This window comes from Cohnella hongkongensis (assembly GCF_042654645.1).
Lineage (GTDB): Bacteria > Bacillota > Bacilli > Paenibacillales > Paenibacillaceae > Cohnella > Cohnella hongkongensis.
In genome coordinates this window covers 1-23,795 of record NZ_JBHSEP010000020.1, presented here as the reverse complement: position 1 = coordinate 23,795, position 23,795 = coordinate 1, and the positions used below count along the sequence as shown (strand labels likewise).

Genomic DNA, 23,795 nt, shown 5'->3' with positions numbered 1-23,795 from the left:
ATGACTGTCAGATTGCTGTACATTTGAGGTCGATTAGGAAAAAGGAGGCCGAAAAAGATGGCGGTAAAGAGAACGGCAAAAGCTTTATCCGGTACGGTGGCGGGGGTCATGCTCTTCAGCGTTCTGGCCGGCTGCGGCGGCGGAGACAAGACGGACACAGCCGGCAGCGGAGGCGCGAGCAGCGGCGGCACAGAGAAGCAGGTGAAGCTGCGGATGATCGAAAGCCTGACCAGCCCGGACCGCACGGCTTATTTGAACGAGATGATTGCCCGATTCCAGTCGCAAAATCCGAACATCACGGTCGAGCTGATCTCTCCCCCGTTCGACCAGGCCGACAACAAGATCAAAACGATGCTGGCCGCCAAGCAGGATCTCGACGTGCTCGAAGTGCGGGATTTGACGGTATCCGAGTTCGTCAACAACAGCTATATCGAGCCGCTGAATGAATACGCGGCCAGCTGGCCGGAGTACAGCTCGATCACGGACGTATCCAAGTCGGTCGGCTCGCTGAACGACAAGCTCTACTTCATCCCGAACGGCATGTACCAGCGTCAGCTGTTCTACCGCGCCGACTGGTTCCAGGAAGCGGGGCTGACTCCGCCGACGAATTACGAAGAGCTGGTCGATAGCGCCATCAAGCTGACCGATCCGAGCAAAAACCGCTACGGCTTCTCGTTCCGCGGCGGCTCGGGGGCGAATTCCGTTCCGGATGCGATCATACAGAACTACAACTTCGACCAGATCGACCATGAGGATCCGAACTTCCTGAAGGACGGCAAGACGATGTTCTCTACGCCGGAGGCGAAGCAGGCGCTGGAGCTATACGTCAAGCTGTTCAAGGAAGGCTCGCCGAAGGATTCGATCAACTGGGGGTTCTCAGAGCAGGTTCAGGCCTTCACGTCCGGCGTAACCGCCATGCTCCTGCAAGACCCGGATACGATTCCGTCGCTTAAGGAGAAGATGGACGTTAACGCGGTCGGCACCGCTCCGATGCCGAAGGGTCCGAGCGGCAAATCGTTCGTCTTCGCCGGCGGCGCCGGCTGGGGCGTCACCAGCTACTCTCCGAATAAGGAAGCGGCGTTCAAGCTGGTCCAGTTCCTGTCCAGTCCGGAGGAGAATACGGGCTTCGCGAAGGCGACGGGCCTCATTCCGATTCATGCTAGCGCGAGCGAAGACCCGTTCTTCCAGGACACGATGTACAAGTCGCTGCTGGAGATGGGAGACAAGCCGGAGGAGTTCGTCAACCTGAAAGCGAACACGAAATATCCGGGCACCGGCAAATGGGGACAAGTGGCGATGGAGACCGGTCAGGCGATGCTGCTCGGCAACGCTTCCATCGACGACACCCTGAAGAAGTGGGACGAGTTCTGGGCCAATGAGCGAGAGAATTACAACGCAAAATAAGGTTTTGCTCGACGGCGATGGGCGGCGGCTGCCGCCCATCGTCACCTTTCTTGATCAAAGGTGGTGAGCTTCATGAACGGTCGGCTGTCTTTCCTGTCGGGCCGGCGGCTGATAAGCTCGCGCAATTCGTCTCGCTGGTTCATCGCGCTAAGCTTGCTGCCGGCTCTGCTGCTGGTACTCCTCTTTACGTATTACCCGTTCTCTCGCGGAATCGTCATGGCTTTCCAGAACTATCAGCTGTTCGATCTGACGAACGTTCGTTTTATCGGCTTCGACAACTTCAAAGGCATCTTCAGCGATCCCAAGTTCGTCGGAGCGCTCTCCAACAGCGCCTCCTGGGTGTTCCTGTCGCTTATCTCGCAGTTTACGATCGGGCTGACGATCGCCCTGATGCTGAACAAAAGGTTTCGCGGACGCGGCCTGTTCCAGGGCTTCGTATTCTATCCGTGGGCGCTGTCCGGGTTCCTGATCGGCCTGATCTGGAAGTGGCTGTTCAATTCCCAGATCGGCGTCATTAACGATCTGCTGCTGAGAGCCGGCCTGATCGACGAGCGGATCGGCTTTCTGTCCGACCCGCAATGGGCGATGTTCTCCGTCATCGTCGCCAACGTCTGGTACGGTATCGCCTTCTTCGCGATTATGCTGTTGGCCGCGCTGCAATCGGTGCCTTCCGAGCTCTACGAGGCGGGCAGTATGGACGGCGCAGGCGGAGTGCGCAAGCTGTTCAACATTACGCTTCCTTATATTATGCCGACGGTCCTGACGACCACGCTGCTGCGGGCGATCTGGATTTTCAACGACCCCTCGATCATTTACGGACTGACGAACGGCGGTCCGGCAGGCACGACCCATATTTTGTCCTCGCTCATGCTCGACCGGATTATGTACGGCGGCGATTACGGAGCGGCTTCCGCGATCGGCATCGTCATGATCGTCCTGCTGCTGCTGTATACGATCTTCTATTTAACGGTAACGAAAGCCGGGAAACTGGGGGATTTCTAGCATGAAGCGATATTCGTTAAGAGGGCTTAAAGTCGTCTCCCTGGCCGTTTATCTGGTGCTGATGGTGTTCCCTCTCGCATGGATCGCCATCACGTCTCTCAAGCCGCAAAAGGACATTTTCACGTATCCGATTCGATATTGGCCGGAAACGCTGACTTGGCAAAACTACGCGGACATCATTCGGGTGTCGAAATTTCAGGTGTATATCGGCAACAGCCTGCTCGTGGCATTGACGGCCGCGCTGATCGTCGCCGCCATCTCCGTACTCAGCGCCTATGTGATGGCCCGGTTTACGTTCCGCGGACACAGCCAGGTCATGCTTGGCTTTTTCCTGACCCAGATGCTGCCCGGCTTTATCTCGCTGGGGCCGCTCTATATGATGATGACCCGTCTGGACCTGATCAACACGCGTTTCTCGCTCATTCTCATGTACACTGTTGGGTTGATCCCGTTCTCGACCCTGCTGCTTAAGGGCTTTTTCGAGCGCATTCCGAAAAGCCTCGAGGAAGCGGCGATGATCGACGGCTGCTCGCGGCTGTCGGCGCTCGTGCGCGTCATCCTGCCCGTAATGATGAACGGGATTGCGGCGACGTTCATCTTCGCGTTCGTCCAAAACTGGAACGAACTGTTCATGGCCGTCATGTTTATCGACAATGAAGCGTTGAAGACGTTGCCCGTGGCGATGAACTCTTTCGTCATGAAGTTCGATATCGATTGGGGCGCGATGTCGGCGGGCACGATGATGTCCGTCATCCCGACCGTCGTGCTGTTCGCGGTCGCCCAGCGCTTTATCGTCGAGGGGCTGACGCAGGGCGCCGTCAAAGGATAATCCCTGCCTAGCCGAGCTGCGGCGCCAAGAGCGGAACTGTTTGGAGAAAGAGGTATGCGTATGATGCTCAAGGATAACCATCGTGAAAGGCTCCATACGTCGGTCGCGCACGACCCGTTCGACAGCCGGCATCACGGATCGATCCATATTCCGATTTATCAGACCAGCTTGTTTTCCTTCGACACTTACGAAGAGTTCGTGCAGGCCCACACGGACGAACAGCAGCGGCACGTCTACTCCCGGGGCAACAATCCGACCGTCCGTTATCTGGAAGACAAGCTCGCCGAGCTGGAGGGAGCGGAAATGTCCAAATGCTTCGCGTCCGGCATGGCGGCAATCTCGGCGACGATTCTGTCGAACGTGGGCGCGGGCGATCATGTTGTCTGCATCGATCAGGCGTACGGACCGACGCGCCAGTTCCTGCAGCATTATGTGTCCCGGTTTCAGGTATCGGCGACGTTCGTGAACGGCAGCTCGCCGGAAGCGATCGAAGCCGCGATCCGGCCGAATACCCGGCTGCTCTATCTGGAGAGTCCCTCCACGATGCTGTTTCAGCTGCAGGATCTGGCCGCATGCGCCAAGCTGGCCCGCAGCCGCGGCATCGTCACCGTGATCGACGGCACCTGGGCGACTCCGGTGCTTCAGCAGCCGCTGGCCTTCGGAATCGATCTGGTCGTTCACTCGATCACGAAATACATCTCCGGCCAGAGCGACAGCATAGGCGGCGTCGTCAGCGGCTCGAAGGCGCTCGTCGGCCGAATCGCCGAAGCGGAGTATATGCTGCTCGGAGGCATTATGACGGCGTATACGGCCGCTCAAGTCGAGCGCGGCTTGCGCACGCTGCCGCTCCGCCTTGAACGCCACGAACGAAGCGGCCTGCAGGTGGCGGAGCATCTCAGCCGACAGCCGTACGTGCTGCGCGTAAACCATCCCGGTCTGCCCGCGCATCCGCAGCACGAGCTGGCGAAGCGGCAGATGAGCGGCTCGAGCGGCCTCTTCTCCTTCGAGTCCGGCGAATCGCCCGAGACGATGAGGGCCTGGGCCGATCGACTGCGCTACTTCAAGATCGGAGTCAGCTGGGGCGGCTTCGAATCGCTGGTGACCGCCGGCCCCGCCCCGGAAGCCTACTCCGCTGCGGGCGCCCGCAGTCTCGTGCGGCTTCACGTCGGTCTGGAAAGCGCCGCCGATCTGATCCGCGACCTCGATGAAGCTTGGGCGCAAGTGGCAGCCGAAGCGGTAAGCCTTCCCCGCCCCTCCGCCCAAAACTAAAGTCGTTCCCCCTTCGCTCGCCGTATAACCAAGCAGCCCCGCCTGACCGAATCCGGGACCGGGGCTGCGCTCTTTCGGTTTCCTGGGCGCACGAAACCGGCGCCGGCGCAGCAGCGGGCAGGATAAATTTGGCGCCCTGATGATCCGGGCTCTTTCTTCCCATCCATTCATGGACGGCCGATATTTTGGAGATGATGACAGCATAGACCTGCAAGAAGAGAGGATGCTATGAGCAAAACCCTACTGCGAGCGCTGTTCGTCACGCTAGCGGCGACGGTGCTCCTGCTGCTGTCGCTGGGGCCAGCCGTAAGGGGGGCGGAGGAGCCGGCGGCCCGGAAGCTCGTTATGGGCACATCGCCGGACTATCCGCCTTACGAAAGCGTGGACGCGAAAAACAACGGCGAAATCGTCGGCATGGATATCGATATCGCCAAGCATATTACGAGTCGGCTCGGCTATGAGCTGGAAATTGCCGGCATGGACTTCAACGGATTGATCGCGGCCCTTCAGACCGGACGCGTCGACTTTGTCATGTCCGGAATGTCGGTAACGGAGGAGCGCCAGCAAAGCGTGACCTTCTCCGACAGCTATTACATGGCGCGCAATACGATCGTCTCCCGCGAGAGCGACGCCTACGAGACGGCGGAGCAGCTCTCGGGCAAGCTTGTCGGTTCGCAGCTCGGATCGACTCAGGATCAATTCGCCGAGACGATCCCTGGAGCCAGACAGAAGAAGCTGAACAAGATTGCCGATCTGATTCAGGAGCTGAATACCCGGCGCATCGATGCCGCGATCGTCGAGGATGCCGTCGCGCTCGAGATGGTGGACGCGAATCCCGGACTCGTCATGAACTTCCTGCCCGTCTCGGACGACGATAACGGCTACGCCATCGCCTTCCCCAAGCAGACGCAGCTGGTCGGGGAGTTCAACCGCGTGCTTGAGGAGATGAGAGCGGACGGAGAGCTGCAAAGCATCGTCGACAAGTGGTTCGGGGAGAAAGAAGAGGAGGCTCCCGGGCGGAGGACCGGCTTCCTGAACGTCGACTTCCGGGTGCTGGACGGCTACGTTCCGTACATTCTGAAGGGCGTCTACGTTACGCTGCTGTTCACGCTGGTTTCGGCTTTGTTCGGGCTGATCTGGGGCACGATTCTGTCTCTGTTCAAAATCTCGGGCGTGAAGCCGCTGATCGCATTCGCCACCGTCTACACCTCGGTGTTCCGCGGAACTCCGCTGCTCGTCCAGCTGACGCTGATCTACTACGCCACTCCGCAGTTGCTCGGCTTCGATATCCCGGCGCTGATGGCGGCCGGCCTTACGTTCGGGCTGAATTCCGCCGCCTACTTGTCCGAGACGATCCGCGGAGGCATCATGGCCGTCGACAAGGGCCAGCGCGAAGCCGCGATCGCTCTCGGGGTCCCCTATCGGAAAATGATGGTGCGCATTATTTTCCCCCAGGCTCTCCGTCATATTCTGCCCGCGCTCGTCAACGAGTTCGTTGCGCTGCTGAAGGAGTCCTCGCTCGTCTCGGTCATCGGCGTCACCGAGCTGATGCGCCGGGCGGACGTCGTGCGAGCCTCCACCTTCCGCTCCTTCGAGGCGCTGCTGCTCGTCGCCGCCATCTATTACGTGCTCGTGCTGATTCTGACCTCTCTCGCCCGCATGCTGGAAAGGAGGCTGCGCCGAAGTGATTAGCGTAACCGATCTGACGAAAAGCTTCGGCAAGACACAGGTGCTCAAGGGCATCTCGACCCGGGTCGAGCCCGGGGAGGTTGTCGCATTGATCGGACCGTCCGGATCCGGCAAATCCACCTTCCTGCGCTGCCTGAACCTGCTCGAGACCCCCACCTCCGGCACGATCGTCGTCGGCGGCGTCGAGCTGACCGATCCGAGAACCGACGTCGCCCGCGTCCGGCAGCGAATCGGTATGGTGTTCCAGCATTTTCACCTGTTCCCTCACATGACGGTGCTCGACAACGTGACCTTCGCGCCCGTCGAGGTGAAGGGCATGTCCTTGCAGGACGCCCGGGCCAAAGCGAGCGAGCTTCTCTCCCGCGTCGGCCTGGCCGATAAGGCCGACAGCTATCCTTCCCGGCTGTCGGGCGGACAGAAGCAGCGCGTCGCAATTGCGCGAAGCCTGGCGATGGAGCCGGAGATTATGCTGTTCGACGAGCCGACCTCCGCCCTCGATCCCGAGATGGTCAAGGAGGTTCTGAACGTCATCCGGGGACTGGCCCAGAGCGGAATGACGATGCTGATCGTCACTCACGAGATGAAGTTCGCCCGGGAGGCCGCCGACACGATCTATTTCCTCGATGAAGGAAAGCTCGTCGAACGGGCAGCTCCGGAGCAGTTCTTCGCCGGGCCGCAGAGCGAACGGGCAAGACGTTTCCTGGAACAGGTGCTCTAACGACCGAGGCCCTTGCTCCCGCCCTGCGGCGCGGAATAAGGGCCTCTTCCGGTCCAGCGCCGCCGCTGCCGGAGTCTGCGGGATTCTTCATTGAAAGATCCCGGAAAATAGAGTACGTTAATGGATATAACAAGAATCGGCATTGGACAAGTCGTTCGGGACAAGGAGACGGCGATGTACTTCTACTTGATTATTGCGGCGGCGCTGGTCGTCGATATCGCAACCAAGGTCGCGATCCGCATGCAGCTGGAGCTCGGGCAGACAGCGGAAGTTCCGGTCATCGGATTTCGGCTGATCCATCTCGTCAATACGGGCTCCACCGGGAACCTTTTTCACGGGTGGGGGAGAGCGCTTGCCGTTCTCGTCCTCGTGCTGGCGGCGGCAGCGATCTATATGCGTCAAAAAGGGAAGATTCGCGGAACGTTCGCGCAAGTCTGCGTGGCCCTGATGATCGGCGGCGGGCTCGGCAACGCCATCGATCGGCTGTTGTACAATCAGGTCACCGACTTCCTCTACTTCTCCGAGATGGCGACGATGAATTTCGCGGACATCTGGGTGTTCGCGGGGGTTCTGCTGCTGATCGTCCAGCAGATCGTCCGCTCTTTCCGCTCGTAGGGAGGACAGAGCCTGAGCCTTTACGTGATCGTTGTACGTCCTGGGCAGCTTAACAAACAAAAACGTCTTCGGAGCTCTTGACGCAGAATCGCGTTTTGTCGGAGGTGATTCAGATCAGGATAGCGAATTAGATCCTTTCTGAGTCACGAACAAAGCTCCCCTTACGTCCGGCAGGCGGAAAGCCTGCTTCGTTCGGGGAGCTTTCGTATGTCTTTAAGCCTTAACCGTCAGACGGGCTCGCCCTCCGATTCCCGAAGGAAGCGCCCTCTTGCCATAAATATTTTCCAACGTGTTGGCGACCTGAAGCTCGATGCGGTTCGTGCCGGAAACGATCCATGGCGTGACGTCCCAACGGTACGGAGGCCATAACCGGACGCCGGCGTCCTGCCCGTTCACCCTTAGCCGCGCCGTCTCCCGAACGTCCTCAACCTCCAGTTCAACGGAGATCGGCTGGCCGCCGCTTCCTTCCGCCGCTGGCTCCGGCTCCCATTCGAAGGCTTGGCGATATACGCCTTTTCCTGACAGATAAGGATATCCGCCATTTGTCCAATAGCCCGAAAGACGAGCAGCCGGGACCGTCAGCGCTCCATCGTCCGTCACCGAGAAGTCGCCCGTCAGGAAAGCGGGAAAGGCGAAGTTGGGCATCGGTTCGAGCAGAGAGAAGATTAAAATTTCAATCGTATTGTCCCCGCTTCGGAGCAAAGCGGAAATCTCCGCCCAACGATAGAACCGATCCTGCCATTGCGCCGGCTCAAGCGCGGGAAGCCTCTCCCCGTTCACGAATATTTCCACGCTGCGGCGACGCGACAGAAAACCGATATGCGATTGGATCTCCTGCTTCAAGTCGTCAAGCACGAGATAGACGCCGCGCTTTCGTCCGCTGGGCTCCGCCTGTCCGCGATCGATTCCCTTCTGCGCTTCGACCCACTCGTCCCTGACTTGAATCGTCTTCCGGAAGGTGTTGACCTGACCGGGCATCCGGACCGGCATTCTGGCCTGGCGGTCGTTCATCGTCACTTCCCAGCGATCGAGTATTAGCGCGTTGCCCTCCTCCGGATCGAAGCCCCATTCCCGCGAAAGCTCGATCGTTCGCAAGACGTTCGGCCGGTGTCCGGATGCCGACTCTTGCGGCGCCTCCTCGAATGCCGGAGCTACGATGCGCAATTGCCCCGGAGCCAGCTCGAAGGTCAGCAGCTCCTGCTCGTCCAGCGGGCGAACTTGTCCCGTCTCCAGCTCCCATTCCTGCATTCTTTCACCGGACGGCGAACGATACTGAAGCTGAACGGGAAGATCCGACCAATTGAAAATCCACGTAAACAGCCTATCCGCCATCCGCTTGCCCGTAATGACGACCTGCTCCGCGCTTGAGGGAGGAACAATCCACAGCTTGTCCGGATCCCCGTCGTCCAGCCGACGGCGCAGCGCTTCGCACAGCCCGGCTGTATCGTCGCCGCGAATCTGCTCGGATGTCATGAAGAGCGTTCGGCCGTCTCCGTATGCATGCCAGCCCCCCTCCCTGACGGAGTCCGGAAACAAAGCGTCGATCTCCTTCCCCAGCTCGGGATCGTTCGCGACTGACGCGCTGTGTGCGGGAAGCTCCGCCAGGGCGACCAGCAGCCCTCCGGATCGGACGAAGGCCTTCAGCCTCCGTGCCGTATCCAGCTTCATGACCTTCATGGCCGGCAAGATTACAATCGGAAATTCGCCCTCGCAGTTTGGGAAAGCGAGCCCTGCCTCCGAGACTTCTCCGCCCTCAATCTGCCATTCGTCGGCATACTCGAAATCCAGCCGATTGCGAATCAGCCTATCTGACAGGAAGGAGAACCACTCGTCCGCAGGCAGGCTCCTGAAGGCCTTCCCGTCCCGGAACATCTCCTGGTACACGGTGTGGATCGGCGACAGCAGCAGAATCTTCGATACGGATACGCCCAGACTGCCCAGCATGCACAATCGGCCGGTATAGTCGGCGAAGCTGCGATAGTGGTCCCAATGCGGCGCATGGTAGAACTCGGTTTGCGGGAAATCGGTTTTGCGATACCCCTCGAACGAATAATAGAAGGCATGGGGAATGAATAAATTGACGCCCAGGAAGGCCATAAAATTGGCGTCCATCCGTCTATCCCGCATCGAATACCCGTGGTCGCTCGCTCCGAACGCCTCGCACACCACTCGCCGCTTGCCCTCCAGACGAGCGACGGAAGAAGCGCATTTCACGGACAGGATGCGGTAAGGATTCTCCTTCGTCCCAATCCCCTTCGTTAAATAATCCACGCCCGGATAGTGGAATTGCTGCAGTACCCTCGTCTGGTTCCCCTGAGAGCGCGCCTGTCCCCAAAGCGGCTCCTCCAACGTATGGCCGATATAGGCCAGCCCCCGTGTCTCGCACCACCGGCTCAGCGTGCCGTGGTACGCTTCAACGTACCAACGTGTCAATGCGCCGTAGTAATGCTCGCGCACGGTATGGCTGACATCGTCAAGCTCGTAGAGAAGAGCGCCTAACAATGGACGAAGCGAATAGCCTTCTTCCGCTTCGAACCTGGAGAGCATGTTCCGCGTCCAGCCCAGAACGTACCCCGGCAAGTTGTCGTTCAACGTTCGAACGGACGTCCGGATGGCTTCCGTGCCGAAGAAGCCGTCATGAATCATCAAACCCGGTTCGTCTGTGAAGACGCCCTGTATCGTGCGGCCGAAATGCTCCCGCAGCTCAAGAAACGGCTCGTAACCGACGTTAACGAAGGCTTGCACCGCCTCGGGATTCATCGTATCCAGATAGTAGCCCGCTCCGAAGGTAACCTTCTCGGCAATCTCGCACTCCCAGCAAGCCAAGATCACATACTTCCCGGACTGAGGGGGCGTCCAGCCCTGCGACCGCAAGTGCGTAATCTCGTGCGGCTCCTTCGCCAGAACGATCCGCTCCCCTTCCTCCCGCAGCACGCGGTAAGCGAGAATCGCGATCAGCTCGTTATTCTCCTCGTCCCGAAAATCGAGCTGAGCCGCCTCTCCGCCTTCGTGCCGCCTCTCCTCCAGACGCAAATAGCGCATCCGGTACTCCGGATGCCGCCTCGTCAGCTTACCGCCGAAGGTGCCGCTCGGCCAATTGTCCTCATCGTACAGCCATACGACCATTTCCCGCTTCCTGCACTCTTCCGTGCAGAAGGCCAGCATATCCAAGTATTCTCGAGACATATACTCCGCGCTCTTGCCGTGCCTCGAATGGAGCACGACTCCGCCGACGCCCTGCCGTTTCATCTCCTCGAGCTGCCACGCCAGCTCGTCTTTCTTGTACTCGTGATTCAAGAACCAGAACGGCTGCGGCCGGTACTCCGGAGAAGGATCGGAGAACTGCCGTTTAATGCCTTCGAACAAGCTCACGATAACGCCCCTTTCTGTATTCGAACGATGGACAAGGACGACCAAAGAGAACAACGAGACAGCCGGCTCGCTCCTGCGCTCCGGTGCCTCGTGTCCCGTTTATTGGATTATCGGCTCAACCTCAACTTCAGTTCACTGCCCGCAGCGCGAAGCTCGATTCCGCTTCCCGAGTCTCGCGTCCCTTCGGAGAGGAGAACCGGCGGCCGCGCCCCTTCCGTTCCGATCCGGTACGGATGGCCCAGGAACGCGTAGGCGACGCCTGCCTGCTCCAGCTTCATCTCCGGCAGCTCGGGAGTATCGCCCCAGACGAGGCGGAGCCCCCAATCCGGCCAGTCGGCCGTGAAGGCGACGCCCTGCTCCGAGCAGCGAATGTGAAGCGAGCGCTCGTCTTCCAGTCGAATGCGCAGCGCGAGCTCGCCGTCGGTCGACTCGTCCGTGTCGATCGCTTTCACCGCGATCGGCAGCGCTTCGCCGTCGCTGTCGAACGCGACCGGACGAATGCCGGCGAATACGGACTCGTCGCTCCAACGGGCGCTGTCCATAACGGGGAGCGTATCGTAATGGCTGTTCCGGTCCGAACATACTTCCTGCAAGTATCTCTCTTCGTAGCTCTCGTCGAACAGGTGAATGTCTCGAATCGAGAGCTCGCCGCCGTCATTCAGCAAATTCATCCGATAAAACCGATTATAGTACCAAACGGACTGACGCCCCTCGTTCCGCCAATCCGAGAGCGCGCAGATGGACGCGGCCGGAGTAACCGGATATCGGCGTCTGAACCATCGGCCCGACTCCGCCAACGTCTGAACGGTCAGCACTCCCTCCGCCTGCTTGGCGGCGAGCAGCTCCACCTGGTCGATTAAGCCGTCCTTCATCAGCGCCCAACCGAACGAGTTTTCTTGTCCGACCTGCGTGTAGCCGAAGGACACTTGCTCGGGGCGAAACTGGACGTCAAAGAACCATCTGACCCACTCCGGTATGCCGCCGCCGCCTTCCTCGCCCGAATAGACCGGCTCCAGCGTAATGACGCTCTGTCCGTTTCCGCCGAGCTTGGCGTCGTATTGGTAGATCGGATCGCTGCCCAGCATGCGGAACACGGGAACCGGGATCTGGCCTTCCGCCGTCTGCGCGGGCATGAACCCGTTCCTCCGGCTGGGGTAGTAGGCTTGATTGTAGTAGCCTCCCCATAGCGTGTAGCCGTCCGTTCCCCATTGGTCCTTGCAGTTGCAGGAAGCGACAATCTGATACTTGTCCGACAAATATCCGAGAAGATGCGCATCCAGGAACCAGGAGCCGACCGACTGCGGATAATGACCGAACGCCTGCCGGAAGTCCTCCATCAGCACGTCCGCCATCCGTTCTCTCTCCCGAGGCGTGTAGCCGACGGAGAAGGCGACATGCGCGTGCCAGTCCCAGGCGAATCGGCCTCTCCACGGAATGCCGGCCTTCTCCGCCAAAGGCTGAACGACTTCAAACCATACGCCGATCTCCTGGGAGGCGTTCGCCTCGCGAAGCAGCAGATCGGTAAAGGCGGGTTGAATCAACGCGTCGTACTGCAGCAGCCACGTCCCCCGCAAGCCGTGCTTCTGAACCAGCGCCAGCTGCTCCCTCACCGGCTCGATCAGGTCGATCGGCTCTCTCGGTTCCACGCCGCGAATAAAATTGATGATGTTGACATGATTCGGTGCGACCATTGGCGTTGAATTCAAGATTTCACGCTCCACTTCTGTTATTCCCCGACGATCATCGGCTTGTCATTGTATACGTTGCGAGGCAGGGTACGCTTGACCGAAATCTCGATCTTGCCCGCCGGCGTATCGCTGTAGGCTTTAAATTGCTCGTTGAATTCCTCGTACGTCTCTTCGTCGTGGCCGCGAACCTTCATTTCGTTCAGGAACTGGTTGTAAGCCGTCTCGAAGTCCTGATCGTTCTTGGCCACCAGCATCTTCGCATAATATTGCAGCCGGATGTCGGCTTGCACCGGAGTGTATTTCTCGACCTGGCCTCCGATAATCGGCTTAATCCGGGAGGCCTTCGGGATCAGGCCGAACGTTCCTTGCTCGTGGTTCAGCTCCTCCGCCTGGTAGAGCATGGCATTGTAAGCGGGCCATGGCGATTCCATCGTCTTGATGTGCGTGTTGCCGACGCTTGCGAAGTTTTTCCACCACCAGAATCCGTGCTCCGTGACGTTGGCCATGCCGCCTGCGTCTCCTCCCCAGAATTGAGGGCCTCTGAACACCTCTTCGTTGACGACGACAGCGCCGTTCTCCATACGATAAGCGCCCATCTCTTCCATTCCGTACTCCATCAGGATGAAGGCTTCCTCCGTCTGCATCCAGTCGATTCCTTTCATCAGGCGATCCGGATCCTCTGCGGTCGCGCTGATTCCCGCTCCGTTGTTGCCGAACGGATTAAAGTTGGCATACTGCGCCGGCTTGACGCCGGGCAGAGCCGGAAGCTTCGTCGGGAAAAACCAGCCGGCCGGGAAGCCCTGGGCTTCAAGCTCCTTGTACGAGATCGCTTCCGGAATCTTGTTGTTTCTAAGCAGCGTCAGGTTCGGATTGTCCCAGCCTCCGGAGAGCATAGCGCCAAACCGCACATTATTCACTTTCTCCAGGAACAGATCCTTCTTTTGGAAGGCCGTTTCCTTATCGAGAAGGCCGTTCAAGTACAGACGATTCAGCCATTGGAACGCCTCTTTGAATCCGGGAAGCTTGTAATCCTGAATGACCGTACCGTCTTCCTGCTCATTCCAGCCGTTGCCGGAGCTGCTGACGCCGAACATCGACATGACCACCTCGAGGCCCGCAAAGTTCTCGCCGCCGAGCGACAACGGAATGACGTCTCGTCCTTGCTCGTCTTTCATCCCCTTGATCGCGTTTAGATAGTTCTCAAAGCCTTCGAGGGTCTGCAGCTCTTCAGAGGTCATGCCGACTTTCTCCAGCAGCGTATGCTGAACCCACAGCCCCTGCGCGTTGCCCTGCCAAGCGGAAGGCTCGTCCACCACCTGCTCGTACGCCGACGGCACGAAGTAAATATGACCGTCCGCCGCCCGCCAGTTATCGATGATCCGGTCGTCAATCTTGGCCAGATTCGGATACTCGGCTTCGTTCTCGAAGTATTCGTCCAGCGGAAGCAGCTTGTCCTCGTCGATTAGTCTCGACCAAATCAGGCTGTCGGAGGGCAGAATAATCGCGTCCGGAAAATCGCTGGCCACCAGCTTCAGGTTGATCTGCTGAGTCAGGTCTCCTCCGTTGCCGATCTCCACTTTGTCCCAAGCAATCCCCGATCTCTTCATGACCTCCTGCGTAATCCGCCCCTCCAGATTGACAGGCGTCGTGAGGGCCGGCGCGTATAAAGAATATTTCGGCTGCTGAGCCGACGCGCTCTCCTTCCCGCCCTCGCTTGCTGTAGGAGACGCACCGTCTTTTCCGCTGCAGGCCGCAATCAGGGATGCCGTCAAGACCAATGACAATGTCGTTATCGCGCTCTTCTTCCATTTGATTTTCATACTGAATTTCCCCCTCATATGATCGTTGGATAAGCTGAACGCCAGGCAGACTCTTGGCCGACCTTCGGCTTCTCTTCCGGCGTTCCTTTCTTGCGGGCGCCTGTCAGCGCTACTCCTTGACCGAGCCGATCAGCACGCCCTTGACGAAAAATCGCTGTACGAAAGGGTAGACGAATAGGATCGGCAATATCGTAATGACCGTCGTCGCCATGCGAACAGACTTGGAAGTGATCGCGTCCGGATTGTACATGCTGGTTGAATTCGCATTGGCTACTTGGCTGGCGCTGATCATATTGCTCGCTTCTATGGTGCTCATGACCCGCTGCAAATAAGTGGGCAGCGGCTGCAAGGAAAGATCGTTGACAAAGAAGGCGCCCGTGAACCAGTCGTTCCACTGCCCGACGGCGGTGAATAAGCCGAGCGCCGCGAACAAGGGCATGGAGAACGGCAGCACGATATGAAAATAAATGCGCGTATAGCCTGCCCCGTCCAGCTTGGCCGATTCGACCACGCTTTCGGGAATGTTGTTCTGAAAAGACGTCTTCATGACGAACATATTCCAGATGCTGAACATCCCCGGAATAACGTAAACCCAAAAGCTGTTGATCAGGCCCAAATTCATCAACTGCAGGTAGTAGGGGATCAGGCCGCCGTTGAACAACATCACGAACAGGAACAGCAGCAGCAAGGGATGCCGCCCAGGCAGTTCCTTCCTGGACAAGGCGTAGGCGACCATCGACGTGACCAGCAGCGAGCCGATCGTCCCGATGGCCGTGCGCGCGACCGTGATCCAGAACGCGTTGATAATCGTATCGTCGAACAGGATGACCCGAAAGTTATCCAGCGTAAACGCTCTCGGCAGCCAGTAAATCCCGCCCAGGCTCGCGTCTCTTCCTTCGTTCAACGAAAGAATCAGAATGTACCACAGAGGGTAGGCGCATACAAACGCAAAGAGAGTTAGAAACAAGCCGTTCAAGACGTTAAAAGTGCGATCCGCCAGCGTTAACCGTCCCATACGCTCACCCGCTTTCCTACCATATCCCTTCGCCCCCGATGCGCTTGGATATTGCATTGCTGAGCAGAAGCAGAATGGTCGAGATCACGCTCATCACAAGCCCGATGGCCGTCGTCTGGGAATATTGGGCCTGCCCGATCCCCATTCTCAGCACATAGGTGTCGATCACTTCGGCCACGCCGATGTTGGCCGGATTGATCATCGCATAAATCTGGTCGATCCCGACGCTCAACAAGCTGGGGACGGTCAGAATAAGCACGATCGAGATGATCGGAACCAGACTCGGAAGCGTAATATAGCGCATCTGGGCGAAGCGGCCGGCTCCGTCCATGACAGCGGCTTCATAGAGCACCGGATTAATGCCGGCGATCGCCGCCAAATATAGAATCGTCCCCCATCCGATTTCCTTCCACATGCTGCTGAGTACGAAGATCGGACGAAACCACCCTTCCGATCCCATAAAGGCGATCGGTTCGACGCCGAAGGCTCTCAGCAGCGAGTTGGCCCCGCCGCCGTCAATCGACAGGAACGCGTCGAGAAAGCCGATGACGACGATCCAGGAAATAAAATGCGGCAAATAGCTGAGCGACTGGACGAAGCGCTTGAACCGCATCGCTCTGACTTCGTTGATCAGCAGCGCAACCAGAATCGTCGTCGGAAAGACGAACACCAGCCGGAGCAGCGTTAACAGGAAGGTGTTTCCCGTCGCTCTCCAGAAGTCTGCGCTGGCAGTGAACTCTTCGAAGTTTTGCAACCCGATCCAGGTGCTTCCCCAGATCCCGTCGCGAAAGCTGTAGTCCTTGAAAGCGATCTGCAGCCCCAGCATCGGAATGTAGTTGAATAGCACGATTAGCGCAATACCTGGCAAGACAAAGGCGTAGAGCGGCAGCAAGCCTTTCCTTGCGACGGCATGGAGTGAATTCACTTGCGGAGATTCCCCTTTCTTCAGCTGAATAAGCCTTACCGGCCGGTCATAATGCTGTGTTTGTTCCGCGCGTGAATCTCATTATAGGTAACGGTAGAAGCGCTTACAATAATCGCAATGCACGATTAATTGCGCTATGACGCTTTTTTACGATCGGACCAAAAAGAAAAGAAACGGCAGGCATTCCTCGCCCGCCGCTCCGATGGATTAATCTTGCTGGGAGATTCCCAGGTACGCCCTGTACTCCTTGGGACTGAATCCCGTCATACGCTTGAACAGATTCGTAAAATAGCCGATGTTTTGGTAGCCGACGCTCTCCGCCACCTCATACAGCTTCAGCTGCGGCTGGCGCAGCAGTTCCTTGGCCTTGTTCACCCGGATTTGAATGAGCTGGTCGGTGAAGGACACGCCCAGCTCGGAACGGAACAACGCCCCCAAGTAATTCGGACTCAGGAAGACCGAATCGGCCACCGAGCGCAGGGACAGGTTCTCTGAATAATGCTTATGCATATAGTCCAGCGCATTCTGGACGACGACCTGGGAGGGACTTTTTTTCTTGTCCGCAACGAAATCGCACAAGCCGGTGATAATGCGCACCGTCTCCTGCAGAAGCTCCGGCTCTTCCCTGCAGGCCAGAATCTGCTCCCACAGCTTCTTCTCGGGGCCGACCCGGCTGCTGACGTCGCCGATCTCCGCCGCGATGCGGTTGGCTCCGCTGATCAGTTGGAGACATAAGCTTCTAAGCCCGGTCTCGTCGATCTGCAGGTTGCCGGCAATTCTGCGCACGATCTCCCCCAGCAGGCTGAGACTGCTTTGACTGTCTCCCGCCGCGAACACCTCGAAGAAATCGCCGATCAGCTCTTCCGCGCTTTTATCGGGGCTATGCCCGGTCTCATGAAGATCGCGCCAGCTGAAGGTGCGCTCCCCGTTGCCGAGAAGCCTCCGGTTCACCGCTCTTTGCGCCAGCAGGAAGCTTCTGCTCAACTGGCTTAGCGTATCGACGACTGGCCCGGCTCCAAGGCTGATTATGCAGCCCTCGATCCGGGCCGCTTCATGGCCGAGGCGGCCAAGGAGGAGCTCCGTTTCGCGCTCGAAATCGGCTCCATCCTGCTGCTGCTGCAAAATGAGAACGATATTGCCCCGCTGCGTCGTCATCCGCTCCTCCAACAGCGGACCGCACACGTGCGAGGCCGTCTTTCCGAACGCTTGTCCGACGCGGGCAATCTGCTCCTCTCTCGAGCAGGTCGCGTCCGTATCCGGGTCGATCACGATGACGAACACTCGCCGCAAGCCCTTCCGCGCGAACATCCCGAGCGCATCGGCCCGGGCCCGAATCGCCTCTTCTCCGATAATTAGCCCATGCATCGCTTCTTGAAGCAGCTGCTCGCGAGCGATCGGCTTGAAAGCGTCGAGCTGCTCCTTGATCCGCATATCCTCTCTCATCCTCGACAATTCCTGCTGCTCCGATTGGGAGATCCGCTCCAGAATCGCCGCCAATTCTTCAAACCTGATCGGTTTGACCAGGAACGCATCGACGCCGATGTCGAGCGCCGACTTGGCGTACTCGAACTCTTCGTAGCCGGTAACGACGATGACGCGCAGCCTGGCGTTCAGCTCTCTCATTCTGGCGGACAGCTCAAGCCCGCTGACTCCATGCATTCGAATATCCGTGACGAGCAGATCGGGCACGTTCTGCCGGGCCAGCTCGATCGCCGCCCCCGCGTCCTCCGCTTGTCCGGTGACGCGCATATGATACCGTTTCCAATCCACATGCCGAATGATCGCGTTCCGCTGGCGCTCCTCATCGTCTACGACAAACACTTTAATATCCATCTCCGCTACCTCCAATGGAATCACCCCGGCGAAGCTTGAAGGCCGCCCGGCTGAGGAATTCGCAATTGAATCGAAGTGCCCGCGCCGGAGGCGCTGCGGATGCTGAACTCGAACGACTCGCCGTAGTGCCTTTTCAGCCGTTCGCTTACGTTGTAGATCCCGAATCCCGCGCGCTGCTCCGCTTCGTCGGCGTTGATCAGCAGCACCTGCAATTTTTCCGGCGTCATCCCGCATCCGTTATCCGTGATTGTAAGGTAAAGCGCGTGATCGCGCAATCTCGCTTCGATGATCAGCTTGCCTCGACCTCCGGTATGAACAAACGCGTGCAAACATGCGTTCTCGACGAGGGGCTGCAGCGTAATTTTAACGATTTCGCAGGACAGGGCTTCTTCCTCGACATCGAAGCGAGTCGTTAATCTGCCCGGAAATCTCGCTTCGTGAATATCCAAATAGGCGCGAACATGCTCCAGCTCGTCCCGCAACGGCAAAATGTCCACGCCCCGGTTAAGAGCGAGTCGATAGAACCTGGCCAAGGCATCCACCGTGCCGCTAATTTCGGACGAGCCGACGTCCATGGCCATGCTTTTCACAAGCGCCAGCGTGTTATACAGGAAGTGAGGATTGATCTGCGCCTGCAGCAGCTTCAGCTTCTCGATCTCGGCCGCGCTCCTGGCCTCGGAGATGTCTTGAAGCGACTTCTCCAACCGGCTGGACATGTTGTTAAACTCTTCTTCGACGTCGGCCAATTCATCGTTGCCGTATACTTTGACGGTAAGGCCCATATCGCCGTCCCGCACCCTTTTCATTCTTCGGATCAGCGAATTAAGACGGTTGGACACCTTAAGGCCGAAGCTGGTCAGCACGGAGAACGTCAATAAAACGAACACGATGCTGACGGCCAGCGCCGCATTTTGGATCGATCGCAGCTTCTGCCACAGCTCCTCCTGACTGACGACCGTAATGATCTTCCACCCGAGTCGATTCGTTTCGTATACGACCATGCTCTGCCTTCCGTTGACCTTCGTCGGATACCAGCCTCGCGGCTCTTCATAGACCCGATTCCATTCGGGAGCTTGTCCGATCGTATTGCCCGCCTGCTGGTCAATGAAGTCGGTCAAGAGGTTCCCCTGTTCGTCCGCGACCGCAATCCAGCCTTTCTTGAACTCCATCGGATTGGACAACTGATCGAACAGCGCCCGGTTCGTCACTTCCATGTGGATGATGCCGAATTTTTCGTTGGTCAAATAATCCACAAGCCATATGCTCAAGTGCAGAGTGGGCTGGCCGCTCTCTCCCCGCTTCTGGAAGTGCCAGTAAAACTGCCGATCTCCTTCCTCCATGGCGGGATACCAGATCTCCGACTCGGCCTTGTCCAGGTTTAAGATCGTGCCGCCGTCCTCATGCAGGTTAGTATTGTTTTTATAAAATTGAATTTTCCTCATCGGAAAGTACGCCCCGATACGGTTGACGACCGAATTGATCTGCTGGATCGCCACGATTTCTTCTTGAAGAGAATGATACGGCTGGATCAGGGCTGTCGTTATTCTAGGATCAAGCGCGATCTGCATCAGAATGTTCTGGTAGCCAATCACCCGGTATTCGATATTCTCGTTCAGTTGGTAGGCGACCTTCTCCAGCATTTCGCGGCTCTCCTTCTGGGCGAGAGGCAGACTGGTAGAAAATAAATAATATCCGAAAACCAGAACCGGGAAGATCAGAAAAAAGATGACGACCAAAATTAACTTGTGCAGCAACCGAACTCTGCGCCAAGATTTGAATAGCATCCTATCGGCCTCCTTGCGCTTACCGAGGTGCCCGCGTCTCCAGTAGCGATCCTTCCCCGTTATTTTAGCACAACGGACGAAAGGGTCTTTCTCTTCACTTGCGAGCGGTAGTAGTATCCAAGGAGAAGCGCGTGCATAAGCGCCAGAATGAGATACAGGTTGCCGAACATCGACGAGAGCGGATCGTCGTGAAGCAGGCTCCAGCCGAGCGCGCCCCCTTCGACGAGAAGGCTGTAAAGGCCGGTCGACATGCCTAACGCAATGAAATTGGACATCGAGAACAGGCCCATCCCGACGCCGACCTGATCCGGAGGCAGCGTCGTCGATACCGCGTTCGCGATGGCGACTTGCATGAAGGTTTGCCCGACGTTGCCGAGGATAAGAATGAACGGAATGAACCACATCCCGATCTCGCCCACCGACACCGACAGCAGGACGAAGCAAGCGATCATCAGGCCGGCGGCCAGCGAATATAGGGCGAAGCTTCCCTTCCGGTCGGCCAGCTTGCCTCCCTTCTTACCCAGCAGCGCCGAAGCGAACGCGGCGGGAACCAGCGCGTAGCCGATCCACTCCGCCTTCATCTCGTAGACGCCGGCGAACATGATCGGCGACAAGTAGAACAGGCCGTTGGCGATTCCGGCCACCAGGATCGTCATCAGCAGCCCCGTCCGGTAGCCGGCGTTCCGGAACAGCTGGGGCTGAATAAACGGATGCCGCGAATAGCGGATCCGGAGGTAAAAAGCGGGCAAGGTCAGCACGCCGAGGACGATCAGCTCCCACGATCCGTAGGTGATGCCCAGGAGCAGCAGCGACATGGCCGCCAACAGAAGCGCTCCTCCCCATCCGTCGAAGCGGGCCGAAGGGGCGCTTGCGGGGAGATCCAAATATTTGCGGAAGAAGGGCAGCAGAACCAGCAGAAGCATCGGCGGCACGAACAGCCATCGCCAGCCCGCGAAGCTGACAATCATCGCCGAGACGACGGGGCCCAGCACGTTGCCCAGCGCCAGCCCGATGGCGGTCATGCTCATGGCGGAGGCTCTGCGCTCGGGTGCGAAATACCGGACCGGAATCAGCATCGCCATCGCAGGCACCACCGACGCTCCGGCCGCCTGGATCAACCTTCCGGCCAGCGCGGCGGCAAAGGAGGGCGAGAACAGGCCGATCAAGGAGCCTGTCGCGAACAGAATCAAGCCGAAGGTGAGAATATTCTTCAGTTGGAACCGATCGGCCAGCTTGCCGTAAGTGACCGTCCCGAAGGCGTAGACCAGAATATAACCCGAGGACAGCCAACTCACCTGGGCCAGCGAGAGCTCCAGTTCGCGGGCGATTTCGGGAATGACGATGCTGAACATCAGCACGCTCATAGAGGACAGCGCCACGGTCGCCAGCATGAAGCGCATCAGCTTGATGCCCGTTTTTTCTCGAAAAGCCTGATCCGCTTCCATCTCAGTCATCCCCCTTCGTCTCGCCAATCGCAAGGACGCTCATTCGCTTGAGCTTGTTCAGCAGGTCGCTGTGTTCTTCGTCCGTGAATTCTCCCGTGAGGAGGTCGGTCCAATAGCGGAGCTTGCTCTTGATGAAATCGCGGATCTCCCTGCCCCGCTCCGTCAGCGTCACCACATATGCCCGGCTGTCCGCCGGATCCCGGGCTCTCTTCACGTAACCGAGCTTCTCCAATCGCTGAAGCGCGCGCGCGGTCGCCGCTTTATCGATGAACAGATTGCTTGACAGCCGCTCCTGGGAGATGCCGTCCTTGTCGTACAGGTTAACCAGAAAAATATACTCCGAGGACTGGATGTCGCAGTCGCGCAGCTCTCGGTTCAAATAAATCTGGAATTGCCGGTGCAGGACGGAAACCCATCGAGCGACGCTTTCTCTTTCTCCTGGCACGGAATCCACCTCCAAGTCCTATCGTTTGGGCCATATCGTTGATTAGTCAACAATATTCGAATTCGGTTGATTTGTCAACGATAAGCGATATTAGTTGATTTGTCAACAATGCGTTTTTTTCGGTTGAGCGCCCCCAAATCCTGCGAATGGCTGGGCATTCGTGAGAAAGACCCGAGGGATGTTGTCAGGTTACTCCGTTGTCGTATGCGGTCGATGGTGTGCGGTCGATGGTGTTCGATCGATGTTATGCGGTCGATGTTATGCGATCGACGGCGTGCATTATGCCTGTAACTTCTAACGGTTGCAGTGGCGCTTAATCGATCGTTTTCTCGAAAAAGAAAAAGCTAAACATTCCTGTAGGGGCTAAAAAACGGCCTTGGACAAAAACAGGAGCGCCTCGTATGATGGGGGTGTCACGGGTCAATGCCCTAAAAACCCATCAGGAGGCGCCTACCATGAAGTCTACTCGAACGGAGAAAACAAATCAACGGATTGAAAAAATTACATCGATGCATGCGGTAGTGGGGATCGACATTGCCAAAGACAATCACGTTGCGCAAGTGACGGATTATCGCAAACGCGTGCTCACGCCGCGGTCGCTGACCATTTCCAATACCGAGGAAGGCTTCGGCAGACTCCGACGCTGGACTCAAGACGTTCAATCCCGACATCATCTGACCTCGCTGCTGATCGGCATGGAGCCCACCGGACACTATTGGTTCAATCTGGCCAATTGGCTTTTGCAGCAAGGCATAGAGGTCGTGCTGATCAATCCGGTGCTGACCCATCGAAACAAGGAAAATCGCGACAACAGCCCGTCCAAGAACGATTCCAAAGACGCGCTCACGATTGCCGATCTGGTCAACAACGGCCTCTACACCGAATACAGTCCGCAAACAGCGGTTTTCGAACGATTAAAGACGATCATGAGCAACCGGGAGTACTGGGTGAAGCAAAACGGTAGCTTGAGCAATCGAATCGTTCGCTGGATCGATCAGTACTTTCCGGAGTTTCAAAAGGTGTTCCCGGATTGGACCGTGCTGCGTTCGCTGGCGTCGCTGCGGGCATTTCCGCTGCCCTGCGATCTAAGGGGTTTGACAGCCGATGAGGTCATTGAGCAGTGGCGCCAGCAAGGGATGAGACGCTGCGGGGGCGTAAGCGGGAAAGCGAAAGCGGTGGAGTTGTTGAGGACAGCTGCAAGCAGCATCGGCGATAGCCGTGCAACCGAAGAGGCTCGCCGGGATTTGCAGCGTCTGCTGGACACGTATGAACACAACGTGACGGTGCTGGATGAGATGCAGCGAGAGATCGAGGCGCTGCTGGGCGAGCTCCCGCAGGCGAAGCAACTGCGAAGTATTCACGGACTGGGGACGATCACCCTGGCGGCCATTTTGGGCTTCGCAGGGGACCTGCGCCATTACAAGCATGGACGGCAGTTGCTGCGCCGCGCCGGGCTGAATCTGGCCGAGTGCGCCTCCGGCAAGTACAAGGGGCAGATCAAGCTCTCCAAGCGCGGCGACAGCGCATTGCGAAAGCATCTGTATTTCGGCATGTTGAATTTGGTGGGGCAGCATCCAGACTTCAAGCAATGGCACGAACGCAACCAGAAAAGGGGCATGAAGAAGCAGGCATCCCTCTTCAAGCTGATCGGCAAGCTGGCTCGAATCTTGGTGGGGATGGTTCAGCATGGGGAACTGTATCGCTCCGAAGAGCAAAGCCCGGCAGCCGACTAATGTTGCCGGTTTTGATGCCAGACCTAGCCTAACCCGAACTTACGAGGATTGACTCATTCGCAGGATTCAGACAAAGAAAGCACTGGAGTGCTACGATAAAAATGCAGTCGAAAAACACCCTCATATGAAATAAAATGAAAGCTAACGAGGGGACGGGAGACAATGAAACGGTACGACAAAGCATTCAAAGAAGAAGCAGTCAGATTAAG

General features: G+C 57.9%; 17 protein-coding genes. 8 read left to right on the top strand and 9 right to left on the bottom strand.

Annotated features, from left to right (window positions below):
- Positions 1 to 57: 57 nt before the first annotated feature.
- From ACFO3S_RS21630 to lspA, 7 genes are all read left to right on the top strand, one after another.
- Positions 58 to 1,404, top strand: a complete 1,347-nt coding sequence (locus ACFO3S_RS21630) for an ABC transporter substrate-binding protein (protein WP_378100330.1) — start codon at positions 58 to 60, stop codon at positions 1,402 to 1,404.
- A 72-nt stretch (positions 1,405 to 1,476) separates the two neighbouring features.
- Entirely contained in the window at positions 1,477 to 2,406 is a 930-nt protein-coding gene (locus ACFO3S_RS21625; protein WP_378100329.1) for a carbohydrate ABC transporter permease, read from the top strand.
- Between the two features lies 1 nt (position 2,407).
- The gene (locus ACFO3S_RS21620) at positions 2,408 to 3,235 is read left to right on the top strand and encodes a carbohydrate ABC transporter permease (protein ID WP_378100327.1); all 828 of its coding nucleotides are present in this window, start codon (positions 2,408 to 2,410) and stop codon (positions 3,233 to 3,235) included.
- A 60-nt stretch (positions 3,236 to 3,295) separates the two neighbouring features.
- Positions 3,296 to 4,504, top strand: coding sequence for a trans-sulfuration enzyme family protein (locus tag ACFO3S_RS21615; RefSeq protein WP_378100325.1), 1,209 nt, complete (start codon positions 3,296 to 3,298; stop codon positions 4,502 to 4,504).
- Positions 4,505 to 4,732: 228 nt separating this feature from the next.
- Entirely contained in the window at positions 4,733 to 6,196 is a 1,464-nt protein-coding gene (locus ACFO3S_RS21610; RefSeq protein WP_378100323.1) for an ABC transporter substrate-binding protein/permease, read from the top strand.
- Complete coding sequence (locus tag ACFO3S_RS21605) at positions 6,189 to 6,911, top strand: amino acid ABC transporter ATP-binding protein (protein WP_378100321.1); 723 nt, start codon at positions 6,189 to 6,191, stop codon at positions 6,909 to 6,911. The genes ACFO3S_RS21610 and ACFO3S_RS21605 overlap by 8 nt, the downstream gene beginning before the upstream one ends.
- Positions 6,912 to 7,031: 120 nt before the next feature.
- A complete protein-coding gene (gene lspA, locus ACFO3S_RS21600) occupies positions 7,032 to 7,526 on the top strand; it encodes a signal peptidase II (RefSeq protein WP_378100319.1) in 495 nt (164 codons plus the stop codon).
- A 213-nt stretch (positions 7,527 to 7,739) separates the two neighbouring features.
- On the opposite strand, the gene ACFO3S_RS21595 is transcribed toward lspA, so the two are convergent.
- From ACFO3S_RS21595 to ACFO3S_RS21555, 9 genes are all read right to left on the bottom strand, one after another.
- Positions 7,740 to 10,898, bottom strand: coding sequence for a glycosyl hydrolase (locus tag ACFO3S_RS21595; protein WP_378100317.1), 3,159 nt, complete (start codon positions 10,896 to 10,898; stop codon positions 7,740 to 7,742).
- Positions 10,899 to 11,005: 107 nt separating this feature from the next.
- Positions 11,006 to 12,604, bottom strand: a complete 1,599-nt coding sequence (locus tag ACFO3S_RS21590) for a hypothetical protein (RefSeq protein ID WP_378100315.1) — start codon at positions 12,602 to 12,604, stop codon at positions 11,006 to 11,008.
- Between the two features lie 20 nt (positions 12,605 to 12,624).
- Positions 12,625 to 14,406, bottom strand: a complete 1,782-nt coding sequence (locus ACFO3S_RS21585; RefSeq protein ID WP_378100313.1) for a hypothetical protein — start codon at positions 14,404 to 14,406, stop codon at positions 12,625 to 12,627.
- A gap of 109 nt (positions 14,407 to 14,515) precedes the next feature.
- Positions 14,516 to 15,421: a carbohydrate ABC transporter permease gene (locus tag ACFO3S_RS21580; RefSeq protein ID WP_378100311.1), complete on the bottom strand. Its 906-nt coding sequence runs from the start codon at positions 15,419 to 15,421 to the stop codon at positions 14,516 to 14,518.
- Between the two features lie 16 nt (positions 15,422 to 15,437).
- Positions 15,438 to 16,346, bottom strand: coding sequence for an ABC transporter permease (locus ACFO3S_RS21575; RefSeq protein WP_378100310.1), 909 nt, complete (start codon positions 16,344 to 16,346; stop codon positions 15,438 to 15,440).
- Between the two features lie 207 nt (positions 16,347 to 16,553).
- On the bottom strand, positions 16,554 to 18,179 hold the full coding sequence (locus ACFO3S_RS21570) for a response regulator (protein WP_378100308.1): 1,626 nt from the start codon (positions 18,177 to 18,179) through the stop codon (positions 16,554 to 16,556).
- 20 nt (positions 18,180 to 18,199) lie between these two features.
- Positions 18,200 to 19,963, bottom strand: a complete 1,764-nt coding sequence (locus ACFO3S_RS21565) for a sensor histidine kinase (protein WP_378100306.1) — start codon at positions 19,961 to 19,963, stop codon at positions 18,200 to 18,202.
- Between the two features lie 59 nt (positions 19,964 to 20,022).
- A complete protein-coding gene (locus ACFO3S_RS21560) occupies positions 20,023 to 21,408 on the bottom strand; it encodes an MFS transporter (protein WP_378100304.1) in 1,386 nt (461 codons plus the stop codon).
- A gap of 1 nt (position 21,409) precedes the next feature.
- Positions 21,410 to 21,853: a MarR family winged helix-turn-helix transcriptional regulator gene (locus ACFO3S_RS21555; protein ID WP_378100302.1), complete on the bottom strand. Its 444-nt coding sequence runs from the start codon at positions 21,851 to 21,853 to the stop codon at positions 21,410 to 21,412.
- Between the two features lie 455 nt (positions 21,854 to 22,308).
- Here ACFO3S_RS21555 and ACFO3S_RS21550 point away from each other — a divergent pair, with 455 nt between their 5' ends.
- Positions 22,309 to 23,586, top strand: coding sequence for an IS110 family RNA-guided transposase (locus ACFO3S_RS21550; protein WP_465251410.1), 1,278 nt, complete (start codon positions 22,309 to 22,311; stop codon positions 23,584 to 23,586).
- Positions 23,587 to 23,795 lie beyond the last annotated feature (209 nt).

What these genes read in the sequence shown, in the direction of transcription:
- ACFO3S_RS21630 (WP_378100330.1), top strand. Translation starts at nt 58, where the DNA reads ATGGCGGTAAAGAGAACGGCAAAAGCTTTATCCGGTACGGTGGCGGGG.
- ACFO3S_RS21625 (WP_378100329.1), top strand. Translation starts at nt 1,477, where the DNA reads ATGAACGGTCGGCTGTCTTTCCTGTCGGGCCGGCGGCTGATAAGCTCG.
- ACFO3S_RS21620 (WP_378100327.1), top strand. Translation starts at nt 2,408, where the DNA reads ATGAAGCGATATTCGTTAAGAGGGCTTAAAGTCGTCTCCCTGGCCGTT.
- ACFO3S_RS21615 (WP_378100325.1), top strand. Translation starts at nt 3,296, where the DNA reads ATGATGCTCAAGGATAACCATCGTGAAAGGCTCCATACGTCGGTCGCG.
- ACFO3S_RS21610 (WP_378100323.1), top strand. Translation starts at nt 4,733, where the DNA reads ATGAGCAAAACCCTACTGCGAGCGCTGTTCGTCACGCTAGCGGCGACG.
- lspA (WP_378100319.1), top strand. Translation starts at nt 7,032, where the DNA reads ATGGATATAACAAGAATCGGCATTGGACAAGTCGTTCGGGACAAGGAG.
- ACFO3S_RS21585 (WP_378100313.1), bottom strand. Translation starts at nt 14,406, where the DNA reads ATGAAAATCAAATGGAAGAAGAGCGCGATAACGACATTGTCATTGGTC.
- ACFO3S_RS21580 (WP_378100311.1), bottom strand. Translation starts at nt 15,421, where the DNA reads ATGGGACGGTTAACGCTGGCGGATCGCACTTTTAACGTCTTGAACGGC.
- ACFO3S_RS21570 (WP_378100308.1), bottom strand. Translation starts at nt 18,179, where the DNA reads ATGGATATTAAAGTGTTTGTCGTAGACGATGAGGAGCGCCAGCGGAAC.
- ACFO3S_RS21565 (WP_378100306.1), bottom strand. Translation starts at nt 19,963, where the DNA reads ATGCTATTCAAATCTTGGCGCAGAGTTCGGTTGCTGCACAAGTTAATT.
- ACFO3S_RS21560 (WP_378100304.1), bottom strand. Translation starts at nt 21,408, where the DNA reads ATGGAAGCGGATCAGGCTTTTCGAGAAAAAACGGGCATCAAGCTGATG.
- ACFO3S_RS21550 (WP_465251410.1), top strand. Translation starts at nt 22,309, where the DNA reads ATGAAGTCTACTCGAACGGAGAAAACAAATCAACGGATTGAAAAAATT.